General features: G+C 47.3%; 18 protein-coding genes. 9 read left to right on the plus strand and 9 right to left on the minus strand.

The window, feature by feature from the left end:
- Positions 1-32: 32 nt before the first annotated feature.
- The gene (gene gdhA, locus ABIC22_RS16805; RefSeq protein WP_354482393.1) at positions 33-1409 is read right to left on the minus strand and encodes an NADP-specific glutamate dehydrogenase; all 1377 of its coding nucleotides are present in this window, start codon (positions 1407-1409) and stop codon (positions 33-35) included.
- A 388-nt stretch (positions 1410-1797) separates the two neighbouring features.
- Here gdhA and ABIC22_RS16810 point away from each other — a divergent pair, with 388 nt between their 5' ends.
- The 3 genes from ABIC22_RS16810 to ABIC22_RS16820 are packed head-to-tail and all read left to right on the plus strand — an operon-like array spanning position 1798 to position 3976.
- Positions 1798-2271 (plus strand): GreA/GreB family elongation factor, encoded by a 474-nt coding sequence (locus ABIC22_RS16810; protein ID WP_127538777.1) that lies wholly within the window; start codon positions 1798-1800, stop codon positions 2269-2271.
- Positions 2261-2767, plus strand: coding sequence for a cation:proton antiporter regulatory subunit (locus tag ABIC22_RS16815; protein WP_354482397.1), 507 nt, complete (start codon positions 2261-2263; stop codon positions 2765-2767). Before ABIC22_RS16810 ends, ABIC22_RS16815 begins: the two co-directional genes overlap by 11 nt.
- Before the next feature lie 3 nt (positions 2768-2770).
- Entirely contained in the window at positions 2771-3976 is a 1206-nt protein-coding gene (locus ABIC22_RS16820; RefSeq protein ID WP_095359650.1) for a cation:proton antiporter, read from the plus strand.
- A 125-nt stretch (positions 3977-4101) separates the two neighbouring features.
- Here the strand turns inward: ABIC22_RS16820 and ABIC22_RS16825 are convergent, their stop codons facing one another.
- The gene (locus tag ABIC22_RS16825) at positions 4102-4980 is read right to left on the minus strand and encodes a PhzF family phenazine biosynthesis protein (protein WP_354482400.1); all 879 of its coding nucleotides are present in this window, start codon (positions 4978-4980) and stop codon (positions 4102-4104) included.
- A 189-nt stretch (positions 4981-5169) separates the two neighbouring features.
- On the opposite strand from ABIC22_RS16825, the gene ABIC22_RS16830 reads away from it, so the two are divergent.
- Both ABIC22_RS16830 and ABIC22_RS16835 read left to right on the plus strand, forming a co-directional pair.
- Positions 5170-6096, plus strand: a complete 927-nt coding sequence (locus ABIC22_RS16830; protein WP_354482403.1) for an NADP-dependent oxidoreductase — start codon at positions 5170-5172, stop codon at positions 6094-6096.
- A 181-nt stretch (positions 6097-6277) separates the two neighbouring features.
- A complete protein-coding gene (locus ABIC22_RS16835) occupies positions 6278-7015 on the plus strand; it encodes a cyclase family protein (protein WP_354482406.1) in 738 nt (245 codons plus the stop codon).
- 127 nt (positions 7016-7142) lie between these two features.
- Here the strand turns inward: ABIC22_RS16835 and ABIC22_RS16840 are convergent, their stop codons facing one another.
- Positions 7143-7343: a hypothetical protein gene (locus tag ABIC22_RS16840; RefSeq protein WP_095290136.1), complete on the minus strand. Its 201-nt coding sequence runs from the start codon at positions 7341-7343 to the stop codon at positions 7143-7145.
- A gap of 185 nt (positions 7344-7528) precedes the next feature.
- Between ABIC22_RS16840 and ABIC22_RS16845 the strand changes: the two genes are divergently transcribed.
- On the plus strand, positions 7529-8011 hold the full coding sequence (locus ABIC22_RS16845) for a hypothetical protein (RefSeq protein WP_354482409.1): 483 nt from the start codon (positions 7529-7531) through the stop codon (positions 8009-8011).
- Between the two features lie 91 nt (positions 8012-8102).
- Here ABIC22_RS16845 and ABIC22_RS16850 read toward each other — a convergent pair whose 3' ends face one another.
- From ABIC22_RS16850 to ABIC22_RS16860, 3 genes are all read right to left on the minus strand, one after another.
- Positions 8103-9929, minus strand: coding sequence for an ABC transporter substrate-binding protein (locus ABIC22_RS16850; RefSeq protein WP_354482412.1), 1827 nt, complete (start codon positions 9927-9929; stop codon positions 8103-8105).
- Between the two features lie 63 nt (positions 9930-9992).
- A complete protein-coding gene (locus tag ABIC22_RS16855; RefSeq protein WP_354482415.1) occupies positions 9993-11507 on the minus strand; it encodes an ABC transporter permease in 1515 nt (504 codons plus the stop codon).
- Between the two features lie 12 nt (positions 11508-11519).
- Positions 11520-12938 (minus strand): ABC transporter permease, encoded by a 1419-nt coding sequence (locus ABIC22_RS16860; RefSeq protein WP_354486008.1) that lies wholly within the window; start codon positions 12936-12938, stop codon positions 11520-11522.
- A gap of 170 nt (positions 12939-13108) precedes the next feature.
- Here ABIC22_RS16860 and ABIC22_RS16865 point away from each other — a divergent pair, with 170 nt between their 5' ends.
- Positions 13109-14854 (plus strand): ABC transporter ATP-binding protein, encoded by a 1746-nt coding sequence (locus ABIC22_RS16865; protein ID WP_354482418.1) that lies wholly within the window; start codon positions 13109-13111, stop codon positions 14852-14854.
- Between the two features lie 112 nt (positions 14855-14966).
- Here ABIC22_RS16865 and ABIC22_RS16870 read toward each other — a convergent pair whose 3' ends face one another.
- From ABIC22_RS16870 to ABIC22_RS16880, 3 genes are all read right to left on the minus strand, one after another.
- Positions 14967-15746, minus strand: a complete 780-nt coding sequence (locus ABIC22_RS16870; protein ID WP_354482421.1) for a hypothetical protein — start codon at positions 15744-15746, stop codon at positions 14967-14969.
- Positions 15747-15856: 110 nt separating this feature from the next.
- Entirely contained in the window at positions 15857-16618 is a 762-nt protein-coding gene (locus tag ABIC22_RS16875) for a LuxR C-terminal-related transcriptional regulator (protein ID WP_354482424.1), read from the minus strand.
- 18 nt (positions 16619-16636) lie between these two features.
- Positions 16637-17701, minus strand: a complete 1065-nt coding sequence (locus ABIC22_RS16880; RefSeq protein WP_354482427.1) for a suppressor of fused domain protein — start codon at positions 17699-17701, stop codon at positions 16637-16639.
- A gap of 147 nt (positions 17702-17848) precedes the next feature.
- On the opposite strand from ABIC22_RS16880, the gene ABIC22_RS16885 reads away from it, so the two are divergent.
- Together ABIC22_RS16885 and ABIC22_RS16890 are read left to right on the plus strand one after the other, a co-directional pair.
- On the plus strand, positions 17849-18142 hold the full coding sequence (locus ABIC22_RS16885) for a hypothetical protein (RefSeq protein ID WP_354482430.1): 294 nt from the start codon (positions 17849-17851) through the stop codon (positions 18140-18142).
- A gap of 348 nt (positions 18143-18490) precedes the next feature.
- A complete protein-coding gene (locus tag ABIC22_RS16890; RefSeq protein ID WP_354482433.1) occupies positions 18491-19948 on the plus strand; it encodes a glycoside hydrolase family 1 protein in 1458 nt (485 codons plus the stop codon).
- Positions 19949-20007 lie beyond the last annotated feature (59 nt).

Consider the following 20007-nt stretch of genomic DNA (forward strand, 5'->3'; position numbering starts at 1 on the left):
GCTTCAAGTGGAACGGTCAAATTGATTAAAACTTAGACTACGCCTTGAGCGAGCATGGCATCGGCTACCTTCAGGAAGCCTGCAATGTTGGCTCCTGCCACAAGGTTTCCAGTACAGCCATATTGATCCGCTGCCTCTACACAGCTGTTGTAGATGTTCCGCATGATCTCATGCAGCTTCGCGTCCACTTCTTCAAATGACCAGGACAACCGCATGCTGTTCTGAGACATTTCAAGGGCGGACACTGCAACTCCACCTGCGTTGGCTGCTTTCGCCGGACCGAACAGAACGCCCTCTTTCAGGAAAAGATCGATTGCAGCAAGCGTGGAAGGCATATTGGCTCCTTCACCGATGGCTTTGACGCCGCCTTGCACGAGAAGTTCAGCAGAATGCTCATCAATTTCATTTTGCGTTGCGCAAGGAAGCGCGATATCGCATGGGATGGACCAGATACCTGCACAGCCCTCGGTGTACACCGCATGAGGATGCTCTTTGACGTATTCGCTGATCCGCAGACGATCCACTTCTTTCAATCGTTTTACAGTATCCAGGTTAATTCCTTCCGCATCATATATGTATCCTCCCGAGTCACTGCAAGCCACGACCTTGGCACCGAGCTCCTGAGCCTTTTGGATGGCGTAGATGGATACATTGCCTGAACCGGAAACAACCACTGTGCTGTCCTGGAAGCACAGCCCTTTCGATTTCAGCATCTCGTTCACGAAATACACACAACCGAATCCAGTGGCTTCCTTGCGTGCAAGGCTTCCGCCATACAGCAGACCTTTCCCCGTTAATACAGCTGCATCATGCCCGCTGCTAATGCGTTTGTACTGTCCGAACATGTAACCGATTTCCCTCGCGCCTACACCAATATCGCCTGCAGGTACGTCCGTATCGGAACCGATATATTTATACAGCTCTGTCATGAAGCTTTGCGTGAAACGCATCACTTCCAGATCGGATTTTCCTTTGGGATCGAAGTCGGAACCGCCTTTACCGCCGCCGATCGGCAGTCCAGTCAGTGCGTTTTTGAAAATCTGTTCGAAGCCCAGGAACTTCACGATTCCGGAATACACGGAAGGGTGGAAGCGCAGCCCGCCTTTGTAAGGACCGATGGCACTGTTGAACTGCACGCGGAATCCGCGGTTCACTTGGACCTTGCCTTGGTCATCGACCCAAGGTACGCGGAACGTAATGACACGTTCAGGTTCAACCAGCTGTTCGAGCAAGCTGTTGTTCATGTATTTCGGGTGTGCTTCAATCACAGGAATGAGTGAGTCCAAAATCTCTTTTACAGCCTGATGGAATTCATGTTCTTGCGGATTTCTGGCGATAACCGATTCATAAACGGAATGAACATATTCTGCAGCAGTGACTTGAGTTGATTCTTGAGTAATAGTGGACACTTTTTCGATGCACTCCTTTATTGTGTTAAAGTCTGTGGTTGGCTATTTGCATAAATTGCATAAAAGTTTGTAGTTAAATATACAGGAAAGAAAATAAAAATACGAGATGAAAACCCATAAAATGTTTTTTATGACGTTATTAAAATGTTCTATGGATCTATCATGTGGTGTAAAGATTGAATTCCAACAATTGGATAATATAGCCGATTACCCATTTTGAACGGGAAGTTAGCTGAATAGACTGGATTAAAAAATTAGTTTTGGTAAGATGGTAAGAAGGCCCCGGTTTCCGGGACTTTTATCTAACAGAAGGAGGAAAACAGGATGATGAACAGCAACATGCGAATTCATGTGGAGAACAAAGCTTGTATAGGAGGTGAGATCTATTATGAACCATAGGTCTAACCTTCAACCTTGCAGAGAAATACTGGTGAAACAGCTAATTACATTGGGTGAAGAGAAAAGGACTTTTCTCGACGCCTATTTTGACGTGCGTGAACCCGAGCGGATACAGATGGAGAAATTATTGACTGCTTACACCGGATATGTCCAGAAGCTGCTGCTCGGCCCGGATGAGCTTCTCCATTCCGTCGTGCTTATTGGGAGCGAGATCCGATTTGATTACATTGATTTCCACACGTCGGATGCATTCAAGATCGTCATGCCTGAAGAGGCAGATCCGGATGCAGGGCGCATTTCCTTTCTCTCGCCTGTAGGACGTCAATTGCTGCTTAGCAGCAAAGGGGAAACGAGATCTGTTACAATCCCTGCTGGTTCCATGAGGGTGCGTATTACGGAAATCACTTGGAGTAGTACAACCTTGAATCCGGTGTCTTCAGGAGGTGTGGATCATGCACTTTAAAGAGACGGATTTACCGGGAATTGGACGCAAGTATTGGCTGCATACCCGTAGTGGAGAGCATTTGATTATCGTGATTCATAATGATGAGCGGCGCGATCTGTTTCACATGGAATCCGGAGACACGCCTGAAGAGGTGGGGGATATGATATCCCTGGTAACCTTGGATGACGAAGAGGCCCGGGCAGTCGCTGCCGTAGTGGGAGGCATGACTTATAAGCCCAAGTTCCAGGATGAACGGGAAGTTATGCTCGAGGGCCTGCTGATCGAATGGTTGCGAATCGAACCTCATTCACGAAGCATTGGAAGAACGATTGGGGAACTGGATATCCGCCAAGCGACGGGGGCTGTCATTCTGGCGGTGGTGGAGAAGAACAGGGAGAAACAGTTTAATCCGGGGCCAGACTATGCATTTGCCTCAGGGGCTACCATTGTCGTAGCAGGAGAGCGGGATCAGATCAGGCAATTAAAACGGTTATTATCCGATGGACGGTTGTAGCCCATGGATATGCTCATATTCGAAGTGGGAATTGCTGTTGCGCTGATTACACTTACGGGGCTAATATCTGCACGATTACGATTTTCGGTCATTCCTTTCTATATTCTGATCGGAATGGCAGTTGGACCGCATGCACCACAGATCGGTATCGTGGATTTGCGTTTCATCGAAAGCTCGGCATTTATTGAATTTATGGGCAGGCTTGGCATTTTGTTTCTTCTATTTTATCTTGGACTTGAATTCTCGGTCTCTCGTTTGATGAAATCGGGCAAAGCCATATTGACCGGAGGCATGTTCTATGTAGGGCTTAATTTTGCTTCCGGTCTGCTGCTGGGCTGGTTCATGGAGCTGCCGTTAAAAGAAACGCTGGTGGTGTGCGGCATCATGACCAGCTCTTCAACAGCGATTGTGGCCAAAGTACTCGTTGATCTGAAGCGCACGGCGAATCCTGAAACGGAGATTATTATGGGCATGATCATGTTTGACGATCTGTTCATTGCCATTCATATCTCGATCCTGACTGGACTCGTTCTCAGCGGGGCAACCTCGTTCCTCAGTGTACTGCTGGTATCCTTGTCTGCGATGCTGTTCATTGTGCTGTTTCTGATCATTGGCCGGAAGAGCATCAAGTATATTGACAAGGCGCTGAATATCAAGTCATCCGAACTGTTTCTGCTTACCGTGATGACGTTGCTCTTTCTAGTCGCTGGTTTCTCGGAAACACTGCATGTTGCCGAGGCGATCGGTGCATTAATGATGGGGCTGGTACTCGGTGAATCGAGACATGCGAACCGGATTGAGCATCAGGTCATGCCGTTCAAGGATTTTTTTGGTGCGATCTTCTTTTTTAGCTTTGGGCTGACCATTGAACCCTCCTCCCTTGGGGGAGCTGTCGGGATGACGATCATTGCGGTCATTTTAACGATTGCGAGCAATTATGGCGCAGGAATGATTGCAGGCAGAATGTCCGGAATGACGCCAAAGGCTTCACTCAAAGTGGGATTCACGCTGGTTTCCCGAGGAGAGTTCTCGATCATTATGGCGAACATTGGCAAGGCCGGAGGACTGATGGTTTCAATCCAGTCCTTTGCTGTGCTGTACGTGCTGATTCTGGCGGTACTGGGGCCAATCCTGACGAAGGAAGCGCCGTGGATCTATGGGCAATATGAACGTCTGAGAAATCGATTACGAAGGAAAGAAACAGGTTAGATTGGATTTTGGTAGCAGCGTCACACCATGGAGAGACTTCATCTCTCGGGTGTGACGCTTTTTTTGGATTCCTATGCTACCAAGTACGGTAAGTGAGAAGGCGAGCAATACGGGATATTTTTTGCTTAAGGGAGATGAATTTGAATATTCTCGATATGCGCGGCAACACCGCCGATCTGAACTTGAGTGATCTCGTTGGAAGGGCCGAGCGTTATTCTGCCTAGAATCCTGGAAGGACGGTTCATCGTGTACCCTTGTTTGATCATATATGTCTGATTATGGGGAGCTCGGAGTTGTTGATACTTATGCAGGTAACACAGCAATGCGCCATTGGATGTACCTGTGGCGCTCTCTTCCGGTATGTTGTACAGCGGGGCAAAGTTCCGACATTCTGCGAGGGCTGCATTATCCTGCGTTTCGAGTGCGAACACATGATAACCCACCACTTGATGAGCTTTGCTGATGTCGGAGATTTGCTGAAGATTAGGATTGATGTTTGTCAAAACATCAGGATGCCTAACCGGAATTAAGATGTCGCGCAGCCCGGTAGACACGATCTGTACAGGCAATTCTGAGTGTAGGTCCTGCAGCGGAATCTGCAGAGAGTCTGCGATGTCCTGCCGGTTAACCAGCTCTCCAAACTGTGGAAGTGTCTGGGACAGATAGACATCACCGCCTTCCTCGACGGTTACTTCGAGAATTCCCGCAAGTGTATCAAGTGTATACTTGCCCACGTCAACCATCTGCTCTGCCTTCATGAGATAGAATAATGCCACCGTTGCATGTCCACATAGGTCAACTTCATGATTTGGAGTAAAGTAACGTATGTTGTAATCAGCTAAATTCGAAGGCATGACAAATGCCGTTTCGGAAAATCCGACTTGTCTGGCAATCTCCTGCATCTGCGACGCGGACAAATGCTCTGCCTGCAGAACGACTCCAGCGGGGTTACCTCCCTCAGCGATATCCGAAAATGCATGTAATGTGACGACCTCAATATCCATTTTGTTTTCCCTCGCTTGTCCGTTAGTTCATGAAAAATGAGAATGTTCCTATTATAGCATGCTTAGTGGCTGGTTTTTTGATGGAACGAGGACGGCGAGCGATTGATGATTCAAGGTCAAGTGAATGGCTGCACAGGGTAATGAAGAAGGAGAGCACGCAATAATCCAATGGGAAGGCAGGGATTTGCAATGAAAGCTATTGTTATTGATAAGTTTGGTGGAGCGGAACAATTGAAGGAACAGGAAGTACCCAAGCCGACATGTGGAATCAATCAGGTTATCATCCAGATTCATGCAACCTCGGTGAATCCGGTCGACTTCAAGGTCCGACAAGGACATATGGAAGAAGCGGCTGATTCATTCCCTTTGATTTTGGGCGGGGATGCTGCGGGTATTGTGGCAGAGGTAGGATCCAATGTTACACAGTTCAGGGAGGGTGATCGTGTATTTGCCCGTCCGCGAAGCTTCGGAACCTATGCAGAATATGTGGCGGTAGATGCAGATATCGTATCCCGTATTCCGGACAATCTGAGTTTTGAGGATGCTGCGGCCATACCGCTTGCGGGCATGACAGCCTGGCAGGCACTTGTTGATCATGCGCACCTCGCCAAGGGGCAAAAGGTATTGATTCACGCGGGAGCAGGCGGTGTGGGAACTTATGCGATACAGATTGCTAAATACATTGGTGCTGAAGTGGCGGCAACGGCGAGTGAGTCCAATGAGGAGCTGCTTCGCTCCTTGGGCGTGGATCATTTTATCAATTATAAAAAAGAAGATTTCTCAGTGATCCTCTCCGGGTATGATGTCGTGCTCGATACAATGGGTGGTGATATTCAGCGGGACAGCTTCAAGGTGCTAAAGTCCGGCGGACATCTGGTTTCGCTGGTGGAGCAACCGGACGAGAACCTTGCCAAGGAGGCAGGCGTAACTGCGAATGTATTCATGATGGAACCGAAAGGGGATCAGCTCGACCAACTGGCGAAGCTTGCCTCAGAAGGGAAACTTAAACCTGTGATTGACGAGACATATGATTTAAGCGAGCAGGGACTTCGGGAGGCGCATAAGAAGAGCGAAACACATCATACACGTGGGAAGCTTGTCATCCGCGCGCAATAGGGTCAACTCGCGTACGAAGGTTATATTACATTGAAATTAGGAGTCTGAATCATGGCCATCTTCCGTTTGGGAAGGTGGCTGTTTCATGGATGGAGGGAGGAGCAGAAGCAGCATTCCCATATGTGGAGGTTTAAGATATAATAGTAGAAATTTATTCCATTCTGCGTATGAGGTGATCCAATTGTCCAACGAACTCATCCAAGCCATTCAACTGTTAAAAGAAAAGAAGTGGGTTGATCTGACCCATACTTTTGGCCCGGAATCGCCGCACTTTTCTGCTTTTGATGCAGCCCAGTTTGATACGTTGTTTAATCACGATCAAGGTTTTTTCGCTCAGAGCTTCAAATTCCCCGGCCAGTACGGCACCCATCTGGATGCACCGATTCATTTTGTGCGTGACACGCGTTATCTGGATCAGCTAGGGCTGAAGGAACTTGTGCTGCCGCTTGTGGTCATTGACCAGTCTGCTGCCGTGGCGAGCAATCCGGACTTTACGCTGGATGTCGAGCATATTCTTGAATTCGAAAAGGAATATGGGGTCATTGAAGAAGGTAGCTTCGTGGCACTTCGTACAGATTGGAGCAAACGCTGGCCCGATCATGAAAAGTTCGACAACAAGGATGCAGAAGGCAACAGCCATGCACCCGGTTGGTCGGTTAGTGCATTGATGTTTTTGTTCGAAGAACGCAAAATCAAGGCCATTGGTCATGAAACCTTCGATACCGATTCAGCTGTGGACTATCAGAAGAATGGCGCACTTCTCGCGGAATATTATGTACTTGCTCAGGATACATATCAGGTAGAGTTGTTAACCAATCTGGATCAGGTGCCAGCAAAAGGTGCAGTGATCTTCAACATTGTACCCAAGGCCGAAAAGGCTTCCGGATTCCCGGTTAGATCCTTTGCCATTTTGCCTTAATACAGCAGCTCTCAAATGAAATTAAGTTCTATAGAAGGTAAGGGTCCAATTATATACAATTCCTAACTACTAGATCAATGCTCATATGTAAACGTAAGGGAGGCACGTGTTGCCTCCTTTTTATGTCTTACTTTTGATCCGAGTGGGGATTCGGATTGAATCTTTGTGAGATTTTCTTCTCTGCTTTCTTGCGCCGGATCCAGCGCTTAAGTATGTTCTGCTGCTTTCTTTCTTCTAGTGTTTCTTTCATGCCTTGAATCATGAATTCGGATCTTCGTCTATCATCCCGACTAATCTCGCGTAATTCTTTAATAAATTTGTCGTCCATATCTGCCTCTCGCTCATTCAGGATAACACCATTATACCGAACGTACGTTCTTTTATCAAGTTTTACCATTAGCCATTGTAGCCGCAACCGAATTTGTGAAAAAGAGCACAGGAACAGTCTCCTCTATATGTGAAAATGGAATTGAGAATTCAGTGCCATCTGTACACTTGTCTGGAGGGTGAGGTATGAACGCAGGTGAGAAGCGACTCGGACCCGGCCAGGGTTCGGACAGATTATCGTGGGTACTCATTATATTGCATGGATTTTTGGGCATTGGTGCGATCGCTGGAGGGGGAGGCCTCATTATCGATTCATCAGGAAGTCTCCTCCATATGCCAAATTCGTTGTTGGAGCATTCCCCGTTTCGCAATTTTTTGATTCCGGGAATCATACTATTGTTGGTTCTTGGTATCATGCCGATCGTGATTGCCATTTCGCTTATAACATACTCTCATTGGGAAATAGGAGAAAAACTTAATCTCTACCTGGATCGGTATTGGGGATGGACATTCTCCTTGTATACAGGGTTCGCACTACATATCTGGATTATGGTTCAGGTATTCTGGATACAGCATGTCTCAATCATTCATCTGATTTATTTTGCATGGGGCGTCGCAATTCAGGTTGTTACTCTTCTGCCTGGAGTGCAGCGAAGATATTCCAGGTAGATCATTCAACCTAGATGCAATCTGCATTATATGAAAACGGCTGCCGACAGAACCCTGGAGCGATTCTGTCAGCAGCCGTTTATGCTTTTAATTACTTGGATGCGTTGTAATTGCTCAAGAACTCTTTTACTTTGGCAGGATCAGACTTCAATTCATTCCCTGTCTGAACGAGCGGACTTACCGTAGAGTAGGCTTTGAGCTTGTTGTTCTTATAGAACTGGAGAATCTCATCCTGATTAATGGAGTACAGCACTGCCTTTCTCAAGTCACTGCTCTTCGCCACATCTCTATTCTTGGTGTTAAACAGCAGATAGGAAACCGCGTTGCTCGGAATGCTCTGCAGCTTCAGCTTGCTGTCACTTTCAATGATGTCATACTTCGTTTCTGGTACCCCGTAATACAAATGAATTTCACTGCTGCGAAGGGCAGACAATGCACTGTCAGCATCCGCGATGAAGCGTACGTTTACCTGTGAAATTTTCGGAGCATATTCAGAGCCTTTGCGGTATCCGGGGTTTTGATAGAATACGCCCTCGTAATCGTTTTTGTAAGCCAGAATGTAAGGTCCACTTGCATACAGTGTGTTGTTGTACGAAGCCCCCTCTGTTACCGTGTTCTGGTCACCATAAGGAATATCCTTGTTTACGTCAAAAGAAGCTACGTCATAGGTGTTGATGCTCTCCACCTGTTTCTTGGACACGATCCCCGCGGATTGGTGGGCCAAGTAATTCAGGACTTGAGGGAAAGGCTCTGTTGTGGTCAGTTTAACGACCTGATATTTACCTGCATTATTATCCGCTTTTGTTTTGTCAGAGACCAGTTCGGTGATTTTGGAATCGAGTCCTTGCTCGAGAGCGTCTTTGATGGTTCCGTTACCGCCGGATTGCTGGATGGATTCCAGGGTGCTCAGGTCGGTTACCAGCTCAGCTTCTTTGATATGCTCGTGCAAGCTGTATGTCCGGTGATCCGGAACAGAGTCTTTATTTTTGGCGCGGTCCAGAGAGAAGATGACGTCATCGGCACCAACGCGCTCCCCGGTATCCACTGCCTTTTTGTTTTCAATCTTCGCAAAGTTAATATCGTCTCTCAGAATGAAATAATACTCCGAATTCCCCTCAGCGATGCTGAAATTGTGGGAAAGTGATCCTTCAGCTGTCAGTTGATCATCATCCGTCAGGTTTACAAGACGAACATACATGTTGGTGTTCAATTGGTTGATGGAGCCGTCGTTGCCTTTGATCGGGTCAAGGGAAGTCAGCACGGAAGCACTTTGAGTCAGGATCAGTGGATCCTTAGTATTCTTGGAACTGTCTTTGAATTCGATCGGTTCCCAAGCCATGGCACGGGATTTGGACAAGCGCACCGTATCCGGATTCAGGATGTCCTGATTCACGGCCTGACTTTTCAGGGAAATGTACAACGGAGCGATGTAGGCTTGATCCGTTACCAGGCGGTCCTCCAATTGTTTGTACGTTTCCTTGTATTCTTCGGGTGTTTGGGTAGCTGCGGCGTCAATGAGTTTATTGATCTCTTCATCCGCCAGAATGCTGTAGTCACCACCGGTTTTGAAAAGAGAACGAACGGCATAGTCCGGGTTACCGGTTACTGTCGTCCAGCTGGAGAGAGCAATATCATAGTTGCCTGCGTCCTGTTGGGATTTGTAGCTGCCGTAATCCGGCTGCAGATTCAGCTTCACATTGAAGCCGTTTTTGGTCAGCTGATCACGGATGATATTAACGTCATTTTCGGAAGAACTTTGGGCGAGCAACTCAATGTCGACTGGAGCCTGATTCTGAGCGTTCTCTGCTGGCGAAGTCGGGGCCGTCTCCGATTGGGTTTCGGACTTGGTCTTCACGCTGCAGCCCGAAATCACGATGACGAGAATAAGCAGCAATGAGATCAACGAACGTTTTTTCATGGGATTACCTCCTAGATAATTTTGAATTGAATGAATTGTTAGAATTGCTTTGAATTGCTTGAATTAAGCCTTTACCAACTTCGGATCAAGTGCGTCGCGCAGACCATCACCGAGAAAGTTGAATGACAGAACCAGCAGAATGATAGCCAGCCCCGGATAAATGGCGAGATATGAGTGCGTTTCCAGATATGTACTGCCCAGCTTGAGAATGTTGCCCCATTCCGGGATATGTGGTTCGACACCCAGTCCCAAATAGCTCAGGCTGCTGGTAGCAATGACCGCTCCGCCAATCGTAAGCGTGGACTTGATGATCATTGGTGCAAGCGAGTTGGGAATGATGTGCTTGAAAATGATGGAACGATTGTTATAGCCGAGTGCACGCGCAGCCTCTACGAATTCGAAGGTGGAAACATACAGGACGCTGGCTCTCATGGTACGTGCATAAGTCGGGATGGAGCCCAGACTGAGTGCCAGAATCAGATTGACCGTATTGGCGCCAAATGCCGCAATGATGGCAATGGCCAGCAGGATGCCCGGAATGGCATAGAGGACATCGAGCAGCCGCATGATGATATTGTCTGTGTGTCTTCCATAGAATCCGGAGAAGGCTCCAAGGACTCCACCAATGATCACAGGAATAATGGTCGACAGGGAGCCTACGATCAACGAGATGCGGGCACCGAAAACGATTCGCGAGAACAGGCATCGCCCGAAATCATCCGTCCCGAGTGGATAAGCCAGGGATGGCGGCTGCAGCAGGGCGGAATAGTTGTTTTCGACCGCCATGCTGTAATCAAAGGTGAAGAAACTGCAGATCGAGATGGAAAATAGAAAGATGATAAAAAACATGCCGGACATCGCTGTTACATTGGGAGCCAGTCGGTCCCACAGGTCATTCCAGAAGTTTGATTTCTGTTTCCCTTGTCTCCGGTAGCGCCCGATGATGGAAATGCCGAGCAGCAGTGCAAATACGTTCCCTGTGACTGAGGTCAGGATCAGCAGGATGCTGACAGCAATCATCCAGCGTGGAATGACCGAAGCAGCAGTATACTGGGCTACAATCATCAAAACGACCAGGTCAATGACCAGAATGAATAGCAAGACGGCCATGGCTGGCAAAAACGTATCGGATACATAGGGTTTGAACATATTGAGCGCCGATACGCCAATAACGAACAGCTGCGTCAGCAGCATATAGACCGCAAAGGTGTATTCCACTTGCTTTGCTTTTTTGATCAGATGAAATGCTGCTGTGACGATGAAAATATTGCCAGAGCAGATGGCCAGCAGCTGAACCCAAGCCAGCCTGCGGGTTAATGCTGAGATATGTCCGTGTCTGGTCAAGTCTTTTCGGATGAGCAGCATCAGGATACTCTGAATGATCGTAAAGAAAAGATAGATACAAAGTGCAGTCAGCAGAAAGGGTCTGAATTCTTGCCTGCCCAGGTCATAACTGTTAAACAGCAGTAACACCGTCAATAGGAGAGAAGTAACCCACGCAAAGCTGGCCTGACTGTATTCTGGTGAAGACTTAAGCCGGAAACGCACTTCTTGTGTTAAGGAACCCGAATTTGTCATATTGCACCTGCTTTAATATTGTTTCATCTTGGAACGTACTCTTGGATCGATAAATGCGTACAACAGATCTACGATTACATTAATGATGGAAATGGTAATCGCTGTATACACTACTCCGCCCATGATACTCGGAATATCGGGAATAAACTGTTTATCCACAATGTAACTGCCGAGTCCGCTAATATTAAATACTTTCTCCGTTACGGCCGCTCCGCCGAGCATACCTCCGAATTGCAATCCAACGACCGTTACGATTGGAATCAACGCATTGCGTACCGCATGTTTCAGCAGAACACTCCGTTCGCTGAGTCCTTTGGCGCGAGCTGTCATCACGTAATCTTCGTGAATAACTTCCAACGTGGAAGAACGGGTCATCCGGGCCACTGCAGCCGTTAATCCTGTTCCCAGAACAATGGTTGGCATAATGATAGACAGCCAGTTCTGAGGATTGAAGGTCGCAGGCAGCCACTGCATTTTAATTGAAAAGTTCAGGATGAAGATCAGTCCCTGCCAGAAGTTCGGAATCGACAATCCGATCAGAGCAATAAACATAAATGTGTAATCAAACAGCGAATTGGGCTTGATCGCCGAGATGATCCCGATGGGAAGTGCGATGACAAGGGCAAGCAGTAGAGAAATGACTGCGAGTGTCAGTGTAATCGGAAACTTTCTGGCTATGGTCGCTGTCACATCCTCATTTCCCGAGAAGGAGTTGCCCAGATCAAACAGCGCGATTCCCTTGATATTGTTCCATAGCTGAACGAGATAAGGCTGATCCAGACCGTATACGTGATTAAAGGCTGCAATCTGCTCCTGTGTCGCTGTCTCTCCGAGAATGTTGGCTGCCGGGTTGAACGGAGACAGATACAGGATGGTAAATACGAGGGTAGCTACACCCAAAATGACGAATAGGGTCATCAGTATTCTTTCGAATATGTACTTTAGATAAGGATTGCCATAGATCCATAGTATGACGTACATCAGACAGCCTGGAATGATAGATAGAGCCACAAACCAGGGTTTATCCAGCAATGCACGGAACGTGTCGGCCATGGTCAGGCGCTGTTCTCCGTGTTCCTGCAGCCTGCGTGACGTTCGTTCATACAACTCTTTCTGATATGTTTCCTCCAGCCACTGCTCCGTCTGACGCTTGAATTCTGTTTCACTGACCTGCTGCTGGAAGAAGCGATGTTTGCGCCTCAGCTGTTCTTCTACTATGGTTCGAAGCTTATCCCGGTAAGAAGAAGAGTGCATCTCCTGTTCTACAGTTCGCTGAGTAGTTTGCCATCCATCCTTTTGTCGTCTGGATTGCCACAACAGAAGCACAATCAGATTGATTGGCAGCCCGAGAATAAACAGCACATATCGGTAGGAGGGATGAAGCAGCATTTTGCCATAAATGAAACTCAGATGCTGTGCAAGCCGTGACATTTTGCCGCCTACTGCAAGATTCAAACCGTGCAAACCTCCCTACATTCAGTTTTAAATTGCATTATTCCGATTGATATAGTATATATTATTTAGGGTCTATTCAATTGTCAAGGTATGGAATTGTGTACATATTATGAAATGCGTAAATATGAAGGAAAGCAGGTGTTTACATGCAGCCTTTACTGAAAGTTAGTGATTTGTCCGTCTCTTTTCATTCTGGAGAGAATGAGTTTCAGGCGGTACGGGAGGTCAGCTTCGAGGTTCGGAAAGGGGAAACGCTTGGGATTGTTGGAGAATCGGGAAGCGGCAAAAGCGTAACAGCCCGTTCCATTATGAGGCTGCTTGCTTCTCCTCCATCTCAGATGAAGCAGGGAGAGATTTTGTTTCGCGGAGTTAACCTGGCAACCAAAACGCAAAAGGAGATGGAAAGCATCCGCGGCCGCGACATCGGCATGATTTTTCAGGATCCCATGAGTTCGCTTAATCCGACCATCAAAGTTGGAAAACAAATCTCCGAAAGTCTGATCAAGCACCAGAAGCTGTCACGCAGGGAAGCGAAAAAGCAAGCCATCGCCATGCTCGAACTGGTTGGCATATCACGAAGTGAAGTGCGCTACAATCAGTATCCGCACGAGTTCTCGGGAGGCATGCGTCAGCGGGTCATGATCGCCATTGCACTTGCTTGCCGCCCGGAGCTGCTGATTGCCGATGAACCAACAACTGCACTCGACGTGACCATCCAGGCACAAATTCTGAATCTGATGAAAGACATGCAGGAACGGCTGGGGACGTCCATTATACTGATTACACATGATCTGGGGGTTGTGGCCGGAATGTGTGACCGCGTCGTGGTCATGAAAGAGGGACAGATCGTGGAATCCGGGACGACGGCGGAGATCTTCGCCAATCCGAAACACGAATATACGTCCAGACTTCTGAATGCCTTGCCGCGGTTGGATGAGAAGAAGAAACCCAAACCGGTTTCACTGTTCCCTAAGGACCTAAAAGATGATCAGCCTCTGCTTGAGGTGAAATCCCTGCGTCAGCATTTTAATCTTGGCAAAGGCAATACACTGAAGGCAGTGAATGATATCAGCTTTTATATCCGCCAGGGCGAGACACTGGGGGTCGTAGGAGAGTCTGGCAGCGGAAAATCCACGACGGGGCGTGCCATCTTGAGACTGCATGAACCGACTGGCGGGGATGTCTTGTTCAAAGGGGTTCCACTAAACCGGCTGTCCACTTCGGAAATGAAAACGATGAGACGGCATATGCAGATCATCTTCCAGGACCCCTACGCCTCATTGAACCCGAAATTGAGAATTATGGACATTATCGGGGAGGCTCTTGATATTCATCAGCTGACCAAGACAACAGCCGAGAGAGAGAAGCGGGTGGAAGAACTGCTGGAAATGGTGGGGCTTGATCCATCCCATGCGCTGCGGTACCCTCACGAATTCTCTGGCGGTCAGAGACAGAGAATCGGGATTGCGCGGGCACTTGCTGTGGAACCGGAATTTATTGTGTGTGATGAGCCGTTGTCTGCGCTCGATGTGTCCATTCAGGCACAGATCGTGCAGCTGCTTGAGGAATTGCAGCAGCGGCTTGGTTTGACGTATCTTTTTATTGCACACGACTTGTCCATGGTCAAACATATCAGTGATCGTGTGGCTGTGATGTATAACGGTAAAATCGTTGAGCTTGCTGAGAGTGAAGAGCTCTATTCCAATCCACAGCATGCGTATACGAAGTCGCTTCTCTCTGCAATCCCGGTCCCTGATCCGGCTGTGGAAGCGAAGAAAAAACGCACGGTGTTTGAAGAAAACAGCAGGGAGCAGCTAGCCGATCGTTACAATCTGGAGCAGTCCAAGTGGGTCGAAGTAACGGAAGGGCACTGGGTGGCCGTTTCTGGTTAGAACGGATCAGTGTGATCACACGAGCAGGCACAAAAAAATAACCCCGTCAGTGATCTGTGCAAGATCAACTGTGCGGGGTCCTTTATACGTTTCTTTTAGGTTGTGGACGGTATTATTTGAATTGCACCGATTTCTTGATATTGTCAATTTCGGTTTTGCTTGCATCATCCAAATACGTGAAGATGAAGTTGAAGGCATAACCTTCAATGATGGTGCTGTAGTAATCCTGTGTAATGGTTGTGCCGTCACCAGCATCCATTGTGATTTGCATAACATCCATCTCTTTACCACCGATCGTTTCGGTTGTGATTTCCTTATATTCATAAGGGAACTGGCTGTCGACCATGAATTTCTTGGTTGCTTCCAGGTAGTCTTTACCTGTGCGAATCCCTTGCAGAAGGCTGACTTTCTCGGCAATAGCCATAGCGGAAGGACCTACTTCCTGACCACCCAGTGGCAATTCCGAAGCCATCAACAGGTTCAGTGTTTTTGTTTGGGACAGTTCAAGCTGTTTTTTCTTCGTATCATCGTCACCGGCAATGGCTTCTGAAGAAGCACTTGTCAGCTCGTTCATTCCTTCTGCATCCTGGAACTCCCATTCCTCAGGGAATTTCAAGGATACACCGAAGTAGTCATTCGTGTAAGAACCTTTTTCGGTTGTGCCCAGTTCCACGTTAGCTGAATTGTCTTCCTCAGCTGCTGCGTCAGTCGACGTTTCCGTACTTTCAGTATCCTCTGTCTTGGCGGTATCCGTGTCTGTAGCGGCTGCAGTTTCTGTTTTAGTCGTGTCTTCCGTTTGAACGTTGTTATCTGCCTTGTCACCGCAAGCGGCTGCAACAAGCATCATCATGATGAGCATAGTGAATAAAGACGTTTTTTTTGTGATAGACATAAAACCCTCCTGAAATAAATGTGTGTGTTCTCTCTCTGTAATGTTGCGTACTCCAAAATTGTAGCACAAGTGTTCTTCTTTACCACCTATAGGAAACTATAGGGGTCCCTCTATAAATAAGACAATCGGCTTGCAATTGAAACAGCTTCCGTGCTGGATTGCACACCTAATTTGTTGAAGATCACTTTTTTGTGGTGATTCACGGTGCATTCCTTGATTTTTAATTTCAAAGCTATGGCCTTAACGGTTAACCCTTTTGAGATCATTTCAAGGATGGTTAACTGACGCTCAGTGAAATCCACAGAAGGCTTCTCGGTAGGAACGGATGACATCAGGCTCTGGTAGCTGTTCTGCATATGGGCAGGAATGAGCTTGGCAATGGCGATCAATTCACTTTGCATATCTGCGTTAATGGTGGACACATCCAGATAACCGGAATGGTTGAGTCCTACAGATAGAGGCGTCGCGTAACAGTGCCATTGTTGAAAAAGAGGGCTCTCATGCTGCTCTGGTGGCAGCAATACCGGTTCGTTCTTTTCCATGGTGGCCGAGATGGCGTTGACTCCACAGCTCTGTGCAGTGAAAACCATGCCTGGACGAATGGGTGACTGCTTCACTTCATCTTCCAGATCAGGGCTGTAATCCATGGCGAGCAGCACGCCATCCGCATCCGTAAGCAGAAACAGATAGGTGCTTGATAGGTTCTCTCGGATATCCGAGAGACTACGCTGAAAGGCACCGATCAGAAAATGATTGATTTTGCGCAATCTTTCCAGACTGGTCCTGGAAATATATTTAATATCAGCCATGCTCGATCTAGGTGCACTGATGTCAGACCAAGGTTCCAGCAAGGCCGATGTAGTGAAAGACATGATACTACCTCCTTACATTTAACCGATGGTTTCTACGACGCGACCTTCCTGGTCGGTAATTTCAGTTCGGACGATTCGGATAACCAAGCCGGGAAGGGAAGGGATCTCGAATGTCATTTCCGAAGGTTTAAGATGAGCTGTTAGTTCGTTTACTGTCTGTTCATTCACGGTTACGGTGATTTTGGATTCTTCTTCATGAAAAGAAGCGTTTTCTCCGGCCTCGAAGGTGATAGTTACACCTGAACCGACAAGTGATAACGGAGCACCCTTTGCAATACGGCTGCGCAGTATTTTTCCAATCAGAACCGCTTGTTTGGCTCCCAGCTGGAGTTCGGCGGGCGTATTTTTTTGCAGCAATCTTTTGCGGGAAGGCGTCCAAGCCAGTTGTTGTATGAATAAAAATGCCGTGCTGGAGCCTTCAAGCTCAATTCCACGCTGAACAGCCTGCCCTACCGATGGAATATCCACATAGGAGTTGCGCATGAGATCCGTAACATACTTGGGCATGAATGCTTCGCATGCCTTGAGGAAGCCACGTGTGTTCCACGTCTGCATCGTTTCCATTTCTCGTCCGGTAATCCCGACCATTTGAATGAACTCCACTGTACCATTAGGGGTGGACAGCTGATTCAGATCCGGGTCTTCAATAAAGGAAAGGGCGGTCAGCAAGGTATCAGAGCCCAGACAGATCGGTCCATTGGCATCCAGGTAGTCGCCTGGGCGAAATACGTTACCACTATTGAAGACATACCGCCCCATATTCTGTAACAAGTTCAGAGCCCAAGCGGGAGGTTCAGTCTCATCCTCTGTTCGGGTAAGCCGAAAGGTCAGTTCGAATCCATATCCACTGTGCTCTGGATCATTGGTTTCTTTGTCATATAGTTCGGAGAATCCGTACGTTACAAAATGCCAATGAGGCGTGGGATGTTCCACTTTATAGGCACTGATTCCATCCAGAGGGTCAGGTCCTCCGAGCGCATAAGGGATGGCTGTGCCATAATGTTTGGGTTCCTGCTCCCCATAAAGTTCGTTAAATGCTGTATCAATGGCATCCCAGCCGGCTGTGCTTGCTTCATCAGTCATGATGGGTTCCTCCTTCAGTGTTCAATCTCCCAAAAAACATGTAAAATTAAGTTTACCTTTCTCAATTATCGTTTCAAGCGGCTTAAGGCTGAATTATGTCAGATAGGACTTCGGGGTACCAAATCGCATTTCAGGGAGGCATTTTACATGAGTATGAAAGATATCTTTCTTGCTGAATTCAATCAGGAGAATTGGGACTCATTTGTTATGTGCTTTGCTGATCGCTTTTTGCAGGTCGATCCAAAACTGGTGGAAAGCGCGAAACAAAAGGGGATTCCGGCAGATATATGTCAGGTACTTTTATGCGAAATGGGGGAGTATGCACTGGAATGGATGAGCAAAAAGGTGCCTGCTCTAGGCGACCAAAGTCCTGCAAGCTATCTGGGTCATACAGACGGCACAAATGCATTAAGAGCAGCCATTATGCGCATGCCGCGTTGAAGTTCTTCTATATAAAATGGGTGTCACGTGGGAAGTTGATTTTCAAATATAGATATGTTACGCTTACATCACGAGAGAAAAACAACCAAATAATCAATACATCGTTTGATGGATTGTTACTGCGAAGACAGGCAAAACCTAAACTGATGGTGAAATGAAAGCTCCTTTTTTGGGCGCTATTTTACCTTGAGTTTAGGTTTTTCTTGTTTTCTGGCCTCTTTTGGGTCCATGGATCAGGAGCAACCTCAATTGGATCTACTGATTACCGTGTTGGTTTGCTCGAAATAGGACATTCTATCTTTCTGACTTGTCATTACAAAATAAATTGTTGAAAAGAGGTTGTTGTTCATGACTACGGCAAAAAAAGGATTCCCTGAAAACTTCCTATGGGGCGGCGCTACAGCTGCCAATCAATTGGAGGGTGCATTCGATAAGGACGGCAAAGGTCTCTCCACAGCAGATATGATCGCCCATGTTCCCAAAGAGAAACGTACGGGCGGACATGCGATGGAAATCTCCTCTTCGCGCATCGAAGAAATTCTGTCAGGCAAAATTGAAGAGCGGTTCCCGAAACGCTTTGGTATCGACTTCTATCATCGTTTCAAGGAAGACATCGCTTTGTTTGCCGAAATGGGCTTCAAAGTATTCCGCTTGTCCATTCACTGGGCGCGAATTTTCCCGAACGGTTATGATCAGGAACCGAACGAAGCAGGTCTGAAATTCTATGACGAAGTCTTCGATGAACTGTTGAAATACGGCATTGAGCCGCTGGTGACCTTGTCTCACTACGAGACTCCGCTCGGTCTGACGCAGAAATACAATGGCTGGGCTAGCCGTGAAGTTATTGGGCACTACGTAAGATATGCAGAAACAGTATTCAACCGTTATAAAAACAAAGTGAAATACTGGCTGACTTTCAATGAAATCAACGTCATGCTGTTCAGCCCGTACACTGGCGGCGGCATTCTGATCGATAAAGTAGACAACAAATTGCAAACGACGTATCAAGCGCTGCATCACCAATTCGTAGCAAGTGCAATGGTAACAAAACTTGCGCATGAGATTATTCCTGGTTCCCAAGTGGGCTGTATGCTCGCTCGCATGGAGACATATCCGGCGACTTGTAACCCGGTAGATGTGCGTCTGGCTCAACACGAGAATCAGATCAACCTCTTCTTCACCGATATGCATGCTCGTGGTAAATACCCGAATTACATGGCCCGTTATTTTGAAGAGAACAACATCGTGATTCAAAAAGAAGCTGGCGATGATGAAATTTTGCTGAACAACACGGTCGATTTCATCTCCTTCAGTTACTACATGTCCGTAACCAAATCAGCTTCTGCTGACCTGGAGGAAACTGCAGGCAACTTGGCTGGCGGTGTAAAAAACCCTTATTTGGAAGCTTCCGACTGGGGTTGGGAGATCGATCCAATTGGCCTGCGCATAACGCTGAACAACTTCTGGGATCGTTACCAAAAACCATTGTTCATCGTTGAGAATGGTCTTGGAGCTTATGACAAAGTAGAAGAAGATGGTTCGATTCATGACTCCTATCGTGTGGATTACCTGAAAAAACACATCGAACAAATGAAGGAAGCCATCAAGGATGGTGTGGATCTAATCGGATTTACGGCTTGGGGTCCAATTGACCTGGTGAGTATGTCCACTTCCGAAATGTCCAAACGGTACGGCTTCATCTACGTGGATCTGGACGACGAAGGTAACGGAACCCTCGAACGTTCCAAAAAGGATTCCTTTGACTGGTACAAAAACGTGATTGCAAGCAATGGTGAACAGCTGTAATTACAGGTTCGGATAGCTTGAACGCTTCTGACAAACAATGAATAGACACGATAAGAGAG

Source organism: Paenibacillus sp. PvP094 (genome assembly GCF_040546835.1).
Lineage (GTDB): Bacteria > Bacillota > Bacilli > Paenibacillales > Paenibacillaceae > Paenibacillus > Paenibacillus illinoisensis.